Raw genomic sequence first — 12,020 nt, 5'->3', positions numbered from 1 at the left:
AGCAGGCGCTATAACGCGCTTGCTAATCTTTCTTTTCTAATCGTTTAACAAATCTTTGAATTGCTTTTAGTAATGGCTGACGGTTATCACCAAGTAATCCGATCGATTCGATGAATAACTCCAAACCAATCAAAACTCCAACGGTTAACAAGACGCTACCCCACAAAGTTGATAATGGGTAAAGCAGGGAGATAAAAGCAAAAACTAATGACAAACCATAAATAACTAAAACTGTTTGTCGATGTGACAAGCCTAATTGCATCAATCTATGGTGCAAATGATGTTTATCAGCTTGCATAATTGGTTTTTTATTCAATAATCTTCTTAAAATAGCATAAACCGTATCGGTAATTGGCACACCCATAATTACCACTGGCATTAACAAAGTCACAAAAGTTACATTCTTCAACCCTTTAAGTGAAAAGACTGCCATCATAAATCCAATGAACAGTGAACCAGTATCCCCTAAGAAAATACTAGCTGGATGAAAGTTATGTGGTAAGAAACCGATCAAGGCTGCTACCATCGCAAAAATCCAAATCGCCACATATACATTGGTCATATTCAAGAAGAAGTACGCCATAATACCCATGGTGAACAACGCGATGATTGAAACCCCAGTCGCTAATCCATCTAACCCATCAATCAAGTTGACTGCATTAGTAATGGCAATGATCCAGATAATGGTAATTGGCAAACTCCACCAGCCTAATTGGAATGACCCAAAGAATGGCAAAGTCACTTCATTCATTCTGATTCCGGCTAAGAAATAAATGACTAACGCTGCTGCTAAAATCCCCGACAATTTTGCTTTGGGTGACAACTCACGAATATCATCAATAATTCCAGTTAGGATAATGATACATTCAGCTAGAAAGACACTGAACAACTCATGGGTTGGAAATTGCTCCCGCAATAACACAAACGTTGAGAAATTAAACGCAATAAAAATTGCTAATCCACCCATCGTAGGCATTGGTTTGATATTGACCCGACGAGCATTTGGTTTATCTACGGCCCCTAAAATATAAGCTAATTTCACTACGAAAGGAGTTATCGCAGCCGATATTATCATCGTTACAAATAATTTTACTACTACACTAAACATACCCGACATTTTTAGAAAAACTCACTTTCCATTAATAAAACAATTATACAATACCACGTGCCCATTCCAAAAAGAAATTAAAAAAAAGAAGTGTACCAATCGATACACCCCTCAATAATTATTTCGCTAATTCAACTTTTCTGATTTCACGAACAACCGTGACCTTAATATGGCCTGGATATTCAAGATTTTCTTCAATTTCGCTCTTCATATCACGAGCTAGAATTGCAGCTTGGTCATCAGAGATCTCCTCAGGTTTAACCATGACACGAATTTCATGACCAGCTTGAATGGCATAACTATGATCAACGCCCTCATGTTTGTCGGCAATTTCCTCCAACTTTTCAAGACGATGAATATAGTTTTCCATTGATTCTGATCTAGCACCAGGACGTGATGCTGAAATTGCATCAGCTGTTGCAACAATTGTTGCGATAAATGATGTTGGTTCTACATCCCCATGATGCGAAGCAATTGTATTAATAACTACTTCTGGTTCTTTATACTTAGTTGCGATATCCACACCTATTTCTACGTGGGATCCGTCAACTTCACGATCGATAGCTTTACCGATATCGTGCAATAAACCTGCTCGTTTTGCTAACATAACATCTTCACCCATTTCAGCAGCCATTACAGCGGCTAGTTTAGCTACTTCGATAGAGTGATTCAAAACATTTTGACCGTAACTCGTACGATATTCCATACGTCCAATGATCTTAATCAGATCAGGATTGATTGAACTGATTCCCAAACCATAAATAGTTTGTTCACCAACTTCACGAATATGATCGTCCATTTCTTTTCTGGCTTTATCAACCATTTCCTCAATACGTGCAGGATGAATACGACCATCTTCGATCAATTTCTCTAAAGCCATGCGAGCGATTTCTCTTCTCACAGGATCATAAGCACTCAAAGAAACAGCTTCTGGAGTGTCATCAATAATTAAATCAACACCAGTAAGTGCCTCAATGGTCCGGATATTTCTACCCTCACGACCAATGATCCTACCTTTCATGTCTTCATTAGGCAAGGTAACAGTAGTAACAGTTGATTCTGAAACAGTATCAGCTGCACTTCTTTGAAGAGCGGCTACAATCAAAGCTTTAGCGTCTTTTTCGGCGTTTTGCTTAGCTTGTTCGTCACTATCCTGAATCATCTTGGCACGTTCATGGGTTAATTCCCCATTAAGCTTATCCAAAATGATCTTTCTTCCTTGTTCACGAGTTAAGTTACTTACTCTTACCAGCTCCGCTTGCTGTTCACTAAGAGTATCAGTCAATTGTTTGTCTTTTTCATCAAGTTTATGTTGTCGTGCTGAAATATTATTCTCGTTATTTTCGATATTTTCCTCACGCTTTTCAAGCGATTGGTCCTTTTTATCCAAAATGTCTTGTCGTTCGAGAACTCTATTCTCTTGTTTCTGAATATCCTTACGACGTTCTTTCAATTCATCTTCTTGTTTCTCACGATAATGATGAATCTCATCCTTAGCTTCAAGTAAAGTTTCCTTTTTCAAGGATTTAGAAGCCTTTTTTGCGTCCGCAACGATATCGTCAGCAGTTTGTTTTGCTTGTGAAAGTTTTTTCTCGTAAGAGTCCTTACAGAGAGCATATCCGAAGAGGATACCTACGATTAATGTTACTAGAGCGAAAGAGAAGGTTATGATAGCAGGATACATGCCATCACCTCCATGTTTTCTATTAAAAAGTTTGTTTGTAAAACACATATGTTACAGAATATTTACATACAACTTAATATTATAGGATAAATACGACCTGTCAACCAAATAAAAAGAAAAAAAGAGACCTATTTAGTCTCTTTTTTATCTGAATCGGGAATTAAATCAATACTTCCATCATCTGGTTTGTCTTTTTTGTCTGATTTTTCAGTCTTATCTGGCTTCTCATTATTAACTTCAGCTGGATCTTCTGGTTCTTCTGGTTTGCCATCCATACCATATGCATCACGAACTTTAGTTTTGATCTCGTCCATTTTTTCAGGATTCTCTGCCAAGTAAGTCTTAGCATTTTCTCGACCTTGACCAATTCTTTCATCACCGTATGAATACCATGAACCACTTTTATCGATAATATCTTTATCGACAGCCATATCTACCAATTCACCAGTTTGAGAAATACCATGACCATACATAATGTCAACAAGGGCAACTTTAAATGGTGGTGCAACCTTGTTCTTAACAACTTTAATCTTAGTACGGTTACCAATTACATCTGTACCATCTTTGATCTGTTCAGCACGACGAACTTCAAGTCTAATCGTGGCATAAAACTTCAAAGCACGACCACCAGGAGTAGTTTCTGGATTACCAAACATGATACCAACTTTTTCACGAATTTGGTTAATGAACAAAGCGATAGTCTTGGTCTTATTAATTGAGCCAGAAAGCTTACGCAAAGCTTGTGACATCAATCTAGCTTGTAGACCAACGTGAGCATCACCCATGTCCCCTTCAATTTCTGCACGTGGAACCAAAGCTGCAACGGAATCAACAACAACGATATCAACTGCACCACTAGATACCAAAGCATCAGCAATTTCTAGACCCTGTTCACCAGTATCAGGTTGTGATAACAATAAGTCATCGATATTTACACCCAAAGCAGTTGCATATGCAGGATCCATCGCATTTTCTGCATCAATATAGGCAGCAGTTCCACCTTGCTTTTGTACTTCAGCAACAGCATGTAAAGCTACTGTAGTTTTACCAGAACTTTCAGGTCCATAAATCTCAACGATTCTACCACGTGGAAAACCACCGACACCCAAAGCATTATCAAGGGCTAATGAACCGGTAGAAATTGTTGAGATCTGAGTATTAACATCGTCACCCATTCTCATAATGGCACCTTTACCAAAATCTTTTTCAATCTTTTTTAAGGCTACATCCAAAGCCTTTTGTCGTTCATCTTTAGCCAAATTGCTGTCCTCCTAATGCATTCATCACTAGATATATTATTAGTAATATACCAAAAAAGCAAGAAAAAAGCGAACAAATGTTTGTCCGTTATATTATTTCTTGAACGAGAGCAAATCCACAAAGTACTGATTTTACGCGGATTGCTTGTCTGGAACCTGAAAAATGAAATTCTTTGACGATCTCTTCGTTATTTTTATTATTGGAAGCCCCAATAAAGACGGTTCCTACTGGATTCCCCTCCAATGGATCTGGACCAGCAACACCAGTAAATCCAACTCCAATATCAGCCATCAATTTGTGAGCAGACAATTGGGCCATTGCTTGAGCTACTGGCGCACTGACAACAGTATATTGTTCGATCAATTGTGGATCCATACCCAATAACTGAACTTTAACTGCATCAGCGTAAGTCACAAAACCACCAGCGAAAATATTAGAGGCCCCAGGAATAGAAGCAATAGTTGCTTGAAACATTCCCGCAGTCAAACTCTCAGCCGCCGTAATTTTCAGATGCTTTTCTTTTAACAAATCCACTGTCTGTTGGGGATAATCAACAAATTCAGCAGGCAATCCTTTTTCAAAATCAGCTTGTTCAACCATTTTAAAAATTTCAGCTACTCTATTATTCATTGCTCTCTCTTTCAAAATACGTAATTATGATTTAAAAACATCTCTACTTTGGATAAAGTAATCAGCTCCAGAGTAAATAGTGAAAATTAAGCAGATATATAAGAAAATTTCTCCGATAGGAAAACCAATAGCAGAGAAGAAAATGTCATGCATCAATAAGAAAATAATTGCTAACATTTGTGTTGTAGTTTTAATCTTGCCAGGCATTTGAGCTGCCATAACAGTCCCACCTACTTCAAGGACGATTGTTCTCAAACCAGTAACAGCTAGTTCACGACAAACAATAATTGCTACTACCCAAGCTGGAGCCATTTTGAAGCTTACTAAAAAAATAAAAGCAGTCATAACTAACATCTTATCAGCTAAGGTATCAGCAAATTTACCGAAATTGGAAACTAAATGGTACTTACGGGCAATTTTTCCATCAAGTAAATCTGTTAACGATGCAATAATGAAAACAATTGTAGCCAATACATGATTCATTGGTATCAAATCATTAGCAACATAAATATCTCCCAAATCAGTCCAATTGAATGCCAATAAAATAATAAAGACCGGAATCAAAATAATACGAAGCATGGTTAACTTGTTAGGTACATTCCAAACCATTTAAATATCCTCCAAATTTGAATCATTAATTTTCAATAAAATAATGGTGTCTACCCTTAAAAGATTAGACACCATTATTTTATTTTTCAATGTTAAATGTCAAAGTCTTAACGATCGTACTGCCGCTTTGAGACTTAGATAAATCTACTGCTTTACCATCAATTGTGACCTTAGTGTTATTAACATTACCTGTTTGTACAGTAAATGTTGTTGTATCACTAGCCACAGTTGTTGATTTCTTTTCATCAGCAGCTAAAGCTTGTTGCCAAGTTGTGGCACTCCCTTCGCCGAATTGAATCCAAGCTTGACCACCACTACCTTCAACAACAACCTTTAAGCCATCTGCTGGAGCATTTGTAATAGTGTAAGTACCAGCCGTAGCTGATTCCTTAACTGTGGCACCAGTAACTTTAGTAGCAGCTTTTTTAGGAGTTGTACTCTTAGCTGATTTCTTAGCCGTCTTTTTTGTCTTAGTAGTTTGTGCTGTATTATCCTTAGGAATCGTAACGTCTGAGGCGTTTTGATTCCGATGAATCATACCAAATGCAATTACTCCGATAATAACTAGTACCACGATACCAACAACGATTTGAGGAATGAAGTTACCTAAATTAGAGAAAAATGAATTTGACTCTTCTTTAATAGTACGAGTTTTTGTTTCTTCAGGAGCTGATTTTTCTTGAGTTGGTTGAGAATTAGGAATCTCTGCCTTATATTCTTCCAACAAGTCATCACTCGAAATTCCAACTGCATCGGAATATTGTTTGATGAAAGCTCTGACATAAAAGTCACCAGGAAGGTGATCAAATTGACCTTCTTCGATAGCGATTAAATATCTTTTTTGAATCTTGGTGATTTGTTGTAAATCATCAATTGTATAACCCTTTTTGATACGAGCATTTCTTAACTTTTGGCCAATTTCGTCCATTATTTACCACCGATTAACTAATTTTTCTAAGTATAACATAAATTATTATCCAACTACTAACGACCTCAAAGCAACCAGCCGCCGGCAAAATATATCGTTTGTCCAGTTAAATAATTTGATTCCATATTAACAATATAACTGACTAAATCAGCTATTTCATCTGGATTTGCCAACCTATCGGCCGGTATTTCATCCTTAACACTTTCAAGATCCTCACTAGAGAATTCTTGGGTATTCATTTTAGTGTTTACAGCTCCTGGTGCCACGACGTTGACTGACATCCCCAAGGATGCAACTTCTTTTGCATAAGCATCAGCAAACGATGACATTGCACCCTTAACAGTACTGTAGACCACTTCCATGGCCGAACCAATTTTTCCGTAAATCGATCCAATAAAGACCACTCGTCCATGATGTGTCCCTGCCAACTTATCTTGTAATTGTTTCAAGATTAGGATTGGTAGTTTCACGTGAATCTTCCATAATGAATCGATTTCTTCTTCTGAAATATCCACTAATAATTTGTAATATGTATTTCCTTGAGCAAAAACAACCGCATCCAATGAATAAATCTGTTGCGTTAAGTCCGTTACAGCATCGTTCTCCATATCAAACTTAATGGGAATAAAATCTTGCTTAGGATACTTTTCCACAAGCTCGGTGCGTAACTTCTCGATCCGATCACGATTGCGATTGTAATGTAGATAAAGTGACCAACCTTTTTCGGCTAACTTTTTGGCACTACTGGTTCCAATATCTCCAGAACTGCCCATAACTAATGCATACATAACTTACTTCCCACTTGGTAAAAGATTGTAGTAGGTACAATTATTATCTTTCAAGAATTTCTCAGCGATATTTAACACGTCATCTTTGTCAATTGAATCGATCATTTGAACCAATTGTAAATAATCAACATCGTAGAAATATAACTCAGCCATTTGATTAGCAATTGCTTCAGGGGAATTTTGAGCAAATAAGTATGCTCCAATGGCATCCCGTTGAATGCGCTCAAATTTTGCATCAGTCAAAACTTCCTTCAATGCTTCATAAGAAAGATGTTTTCTTAAATATTCTTGAAATTGTTCTGGATTATTAGTTGACCCACTAATAATGATAAAACAATAGTTGTTTTCTGCAACCACATTATAAGAAAAACTATCATCAATTAGATTTAATTTACTCATTTCTTGATAATTGCCAGAAGATTCACCGATTAAAGTTTCCATGATCATGTTCAACTCAAATTGTTTTCTAACCAAATCATAGCCGGTCATTTCAGTGTCAATTCTGATTCCATATGATGAACGAGCTTGACTGATGTCCATTGTTTCTTGACCACCAGCACCAATCGGTGCAAATTTATTGAAAGTTTTTTTCAAGGGAGTTTCCAAGGTGTGGAAATTAGAATTTTCTACAATATTTTCAACCTTTTCAAAATCAACATCTCCAACCAAAACTAAGTTCATATTATCTGGACGATAATTCTGTTGATAAGTTTCCAATAGATTGACTTGATTTATCTCCTGAAGCGATTTGCTGGACCCTGCAATGTCTTCAGCAATTGGGTCATTCGGATACAGCTGTCCTAAAATTCTTTGCTCTAAGACCCATTCTGGCATATCTAAGTACATTTGAATCTCTTGGTCAATAATACCACGTTCAGATGCCACATTTTTCTCAGTAAAATAAGGATTCTGAACTAAATCCAAAAGAACTCTCAAATTATCATAAGGATTTTCCAAAGTTTGGAACAAATAAGCTGTCTTGGTATAACTCGTATAAGCATTAGAGTTGGCACCATATTCAGCGAATTTCTCTGAAACATCGTACCCTGGTTTGGCAAACAGTTTATGTTCAAGGAAATGAGCTACACCAGATGGTAAAACCCCGTTCTCTGTTCCTGTATCGACTGAACCAAAGTTAGTCATTGCTAATCCATAGACTTGGTTAAAACCAGCCATCGGCACTACGCTGATCTGCAAACCATTATCTAACTTCTTAGTTTGTTTCTCTAATTTTTCCGTCATCCTAATCTCCAATCAACTGATATTGAGCAATGGTATGCATATTTTCTGCAACACTTGCAATGTGTTTCTTATCAAGACTTTCTAATTCACTTTGGAATTGTTGCTCAGTCATTAAAGTCTTGGGATAAACTGTTTCCCAGATACTACGCATTATGTAATATTGGATCGAATCAGTTGAGATTTTTCGACGTGTCACCATTACCTTTTGGGCATGTTGCACTTGAGCATCAGTAAATTTACCTTGTTTAATAAATTCAATCTGTTGATTGATCAGAGCCATAGCCTTATCGATCGAATCAGAATCCAGACCAGCTTGGATCGTTACCAAATGACTAATTGGTTGATAAGTACTCGAAACCGAGTAAGCTAAACTATTTTTTTCTCGAACTTGTTGAAAGAGTTGCGATTGATCATCGCCACCTAGAATAAGATTCATGATCTGGGGTGCTAAACGACTATAATCTTTTGCCAGATTTTCAGTCGCATATGCTAAAGAAATTCGGCTTTGATTTAAGTGTTTGTGTTCAATTTTAGTAGCTGGTTTTTTAACCAATTCATCAAATTTTTCGAATTCTATCTGCAAATCATTCCGGTTATTATTCATTTGTTGATAAAAGTCACTGTCAGTCAATTGTTTGAGAAATTCCGTTTCATCAACATTCCCAACCACATTGATCACAACGGTATCATTTTTGATGACGTCACGATATGCTGCTAATAATTTTTCATTCGTTAAATTATTTAATTGTTCGATACTACCAAAGATTGGTACCTGACGATTAGGATTATTTTGATAAATCAATTTAGCCAGACCTAGGGAACTAACTAAATCTTGATTATCCTGAATTGAAACCAAGTTAGACATTAAGTTTCTTTTTTCCGTATCAAAAGCTGTGACGTCAAATTTATTATCAGCCAAATTAGGTTTAAAAATAATTTCACCCAACAGATCCAAATTATCTTTAACTTGAGTCTGTCCATCGATCAAGAAACTAGGGTCAGCAAATTCTACACTGAAAGCTAAATCATTAAAATTCAACAAATTACGCGTAAAAACATTTATCTCTGATCCATATAGCTCCATTTCACGATCATTTATCGCTTGAAAGCTAGGATAATCTTCAGTCGAATTAGACATTACATTTGCCAAAAGTCGACGACTAGTGGTTTCTTCTTTATCTAATGGTCGCAAAAAATCCATTTGAATTTTAATTGTTCGAAATTTTTTAATTGGATTAATATTTAAGAAAATATTCTTTGCTAGTGTTTTTCTCAATTTTTCACCTGATTTTTTCTAATTGTTTCGAGTTGTTCGGGCGTAATTAGGACTTTACGCGGTTTACTACCTTCTGAGGCCCCAACGATACCCTTATTTTCCATTTCGTCAACCATTCTGGCAGCACGATTATAACCAATACTGAATCTTCTTTGAAGCATCGATACACTGGCTGACTGCTTTTCAACAATCATCTCCACCGCATCATCCCAATATTCATCATCAGGTTTATCATCACTGGAACTGCCATCATCCACATCGGTTGGAATCATATCCTCGTCATAATCCGCCTCTTGTTGATTACTTACGAATTTAACAACATTCTCAACTTCTGATTCAGAAATATAAGCTCCTTGCAATCTGACCGGTTTACTCTTACCAATTGGTTGGAATAACATATCTCCTCGGCCAAGCAATTTTTCAGCTCCGACAGAGTCCAAAATAGTTCTCGAATCAATCCCACTAGAAACCGCAAAAGCAATCCGTGATGGAATGTTGGCTTTGATCAAACCAGTAATAACATCTACTGAGGGACGTTGAGTAGCAATAATAATATGCAATCCCGCTGCACGAGCCATCTGTGCCAATCGAACAATTGCTGCTTCAACTTCATGACCAGCAACCATCATCAAATCGGATAACTCATCAACTATAACGACGATATAAGGTAAACGTTCCATCTTTTTATCATCTTCAGCAGTCTCATTAAATTTATCAACATCGTCATTGTATTCACCAATATTACGATGACTAGTTTCGGCAAATAATTTATAACGGCGCTCCATTTCTTTAACTGCTTTTTGCAATGCTCCAGCAGCGCGCCTGGCATCAGTAACTACAGGAATCAATAATTGTGGCACACCGTTATAAACATTCAGTTCAACCATTTTCGGATCGATCAAAATCAATTTTACTTCACTAGGTTTCGATTTCATCAGAATACCAGTAATAATCGTATTGATAGCAACTGATTTACCACTACCAGTTGAACCAGCAATTAGTAAATGGGGCATCTTGGTAATGTCAGCTTCAATAATATTTCCGGAAACATCTTTCCCCAAAGGTACGATCAGTGGATGTGTCTTATCTTTTTGATTTTCAGTGATTTCCCTAAAAGAAACACTAGAAATGGTCTTATTAGGAACTTCGATCCCGACAAAAGCTTTACCAGGAATTGGAGCTTCAATACGAATATCCTTGGCTGCCAAGGCTAAAGCCAAATCATCAGCTAAATTGACGATTTTACTTACCTTGACCCCAACAGCTGGTTGAACCTCATATTTGGTAATCGTTGGTCCTAAACTAGCCTTCTTGACATCAACGTCAACACCAAAACTTTTGAAAGTTTGACGGAGTTTATCTTTATTCTCATCAATCAGCTTTACTTCAGCTGTCTGATCAGTTTGTGGCACTTGTTTCAAAAGATCTGAACTTGGTAGTTGATAATCACTATCATCAGTTACTTCACCAGTTTTAAAACTGACTGGATCTGGTAGATTCTTATCTTTAGTACCATCGATTCCATAAGGTTTTGATACAATTTCAGCTTGACCAGTCTGTGGTTCTGAAGTCGTAGCCGGAGTAGGCATATCTATATGGAAATCCGAATCCTCTTTTTCAGCTGGCTCCGTTTGTTTATGTGCAAAACTATTCACATCTTTGAACTTATCATTGTCTCGTTCGACCACCGGTTCAGGTGTTTTGCGAACCTTTTTATCCGGCTTGCTCTTATCAGATGCCCTTTGATCAACATAATTGTTATAGTGCCCCGATATGACATCTTTGAATTTAATTGCTCCATGTTTGAAATAAACCAAGACATCAGTCGTTACGATCGACACTTGTTTCATGGTTACGTTAAATAACATTAAAATCCCGATAAAAATTATTAAAGCTGTAACAAAATATGTTCCCAAACTCGAAAACATCGGCATGAAGAAACTGTACAGATACGATCCAATCATTCCCCCACCGACAGAACCTTCAACTGAAACCTGGGTCATATCGGCTGCTAAAGTATTCCACGTCACTAAGTTGTAATTGTGGTACAGCGACATACTGGAGAAAAAGATACTATGTAAAATAATTAATGTTCCTAAATATACGAAAAGTAATCCAAAATTTCTTTTAGGCGTCATAACGGGAATTCGACCCGTGGCAATAATGACTGCCCCAACAAAAATACTAATAATCAATAATACTGGATAACTGTCACCGACGAAAATTCGATAGATATTATCAAACGTTTTACCGACGATACCAAACTTGAAAAGTCCCAAAATCGATAAAATGATCCATAACAGACTGACTACTGATCTAATCAGTCGTGAATTATTGACCGTGTTTTTTCTCTTTCTAGGCTTTGAACTGGCCCTTTTTTTTATCATAAGTACCTCACATTAATTTAAAATCAATCATCTAAAAGTATACCTTTTTTAAGACCTAAAAAAAACAGCCCCACTGGACTGTTTATTTAGGTTTTTTCTATATTTTGT

General features: G+C 36.7%; 10 protein-coding genes. All 10 read right to left on the bottom strand.

All coding sequences use genetic code 11. The features are described 5' to 3' along the window. Positions 1-22: 22 nt before the first annotated feature. On the bottom strand, positions 23-1,108 hold the full coding sequence (locus tag IV57_RS05780; protein WP_057880606.1) for a glycosyltransferase family 4 protein: 1,086 nt from the start codon (positions 1,106-1,108) through the stop codon (positions 23-25). Between the two features lie 118 nt (positions 1,109-1,226). Continuing rightward, positions 1,227-2,792 carry a ribonuclease Y gene (gene rny / locus IV57_RS05775; RefSeq protein WP_057880557.1) on the bottom strand — a complete coding sequence of 522 codons (1,566 nt, stop codon included), beginning with the start codon at positions 2,790-2,792 and terminating at the stop codon, positions 1,227-1,229. Positions 2,793-2,920: 128 nt separating this feature from the next. Beyond that, the gene (gene recA / locus IV57_RS05770; protein ID WP_057880556.1) at positions 2,921-4,051 is read right to left on the bottom strand and encodes a recombinase RecA; all 1,131 of its coding nucleotides are present in this window, start codon (positions 4,049-4,051) and stop codon (positions 2,921-2,923) included. Positions 4,052-4,139: 88 nt separating this feature from the next. Continuing rightward, positions 4,140-4,682 carry a nicotinamide-nucleotide amidohydrolase family protein gene (locus tag IV57_RS05765; RefSeq protein ID WP_057880555.1) on the bottom strand — a complete coding sequence of 181 codons (543 nt, stop codon included), beginning with the start codon at positions 4,680-4,682 and terminating at the stop codon, positions 4,140-4,142. 24 nt (positions 4,683-4,706) lie between these two features. Then, positions 4,707-5,291, bottom strand: coding sequence for a CDP-diacylglycerol--glycerol-3-phosphate 3-phosphatidyltransferase (gene pgsA, locus IV57_RS05760; protein ID WP_057880554.1), 585 nt, complete (start codon positions 5,289-5,291; stop codon positions 4,707-4,709). 79 nt (positions 5,292-5,370) lie between these two features. Next, a complete protein-coding gene (locus IV57_RS05755) occupies positions 5,371-6,219 on the bottom strand; it encodes a helix-turn-helix domain-containing protein (protein WP_057880553.1) in 849 nt (282 codons plus the stop codon). Positions 6,220-6,284: 65 nt separating this feature from the next. Further along, complete coding sequence (gene ymfI / locus IV57_RS05750) at positions 6,285-7,007, bottom strand: elongation factor P 5-aminopentanone reductase (protein WP_057880552.1); 723 nt, start codon at positions 7,005-7,007, stop codon at positions 6,285-6,287. A 3-nt stretch (positions 7,008-7,010) separates the two neighbouring features. Continuing rightward, positions 7,011-8,249, bottom strand: coding sequence for an EF-P 5-aminopentanol modification-associated protein YfmH (yfmH, locus tag IV57_RS05745; protein WP_057880551.1), 1,239 nt, complete (start codon positions 8,247-8,249; stop codon positions 7,011-7,013). A 1-nt stretch (position 8,250) separates the two neighbouring features. After that, on the bottom strand, positions 8,251-9,525 hold the full coding sequence (gene yfmF / locus IV57_RS05740; protein ID WP_057880550.1) for an EF-P 5-aminopentanol modification-associated protein YfmF: 1,275 nt from the start codon (positions 9,523-9,525) through the stop codon (positions 8,251-8,253). Further along, a complete protein-coding gene (locus IV57_RS05735; RefSeq protein ID WP_057880549.1) occupies positions 9,522-11,912 on the bottom strand; it encodes a DNA translocase FtsK in 2,391 nt (796 codons plus the stop codon). Before IV57_RS05735 ends, yfmF begins: the two co-directional genes overlap by 4 nt. Positions 11,913-12,020: the final 108 nt, after the last annotated feature.

The organism is Companilactobacillus kimchiensis, assembly GCF_001438805.1.
GTDB classification, from domain to species: Bacteria; Bacillota; Bacilli; order Lactobacillales; family Lactobacillaceae; genus Companilactobacillus; species Companilactobacillus kimchiensis.
The sequence above is the reverse complement of the archived record's forward strand: the minus strand, read 5'-3'. Positions and strand labels throughout refer to the sequence as shown.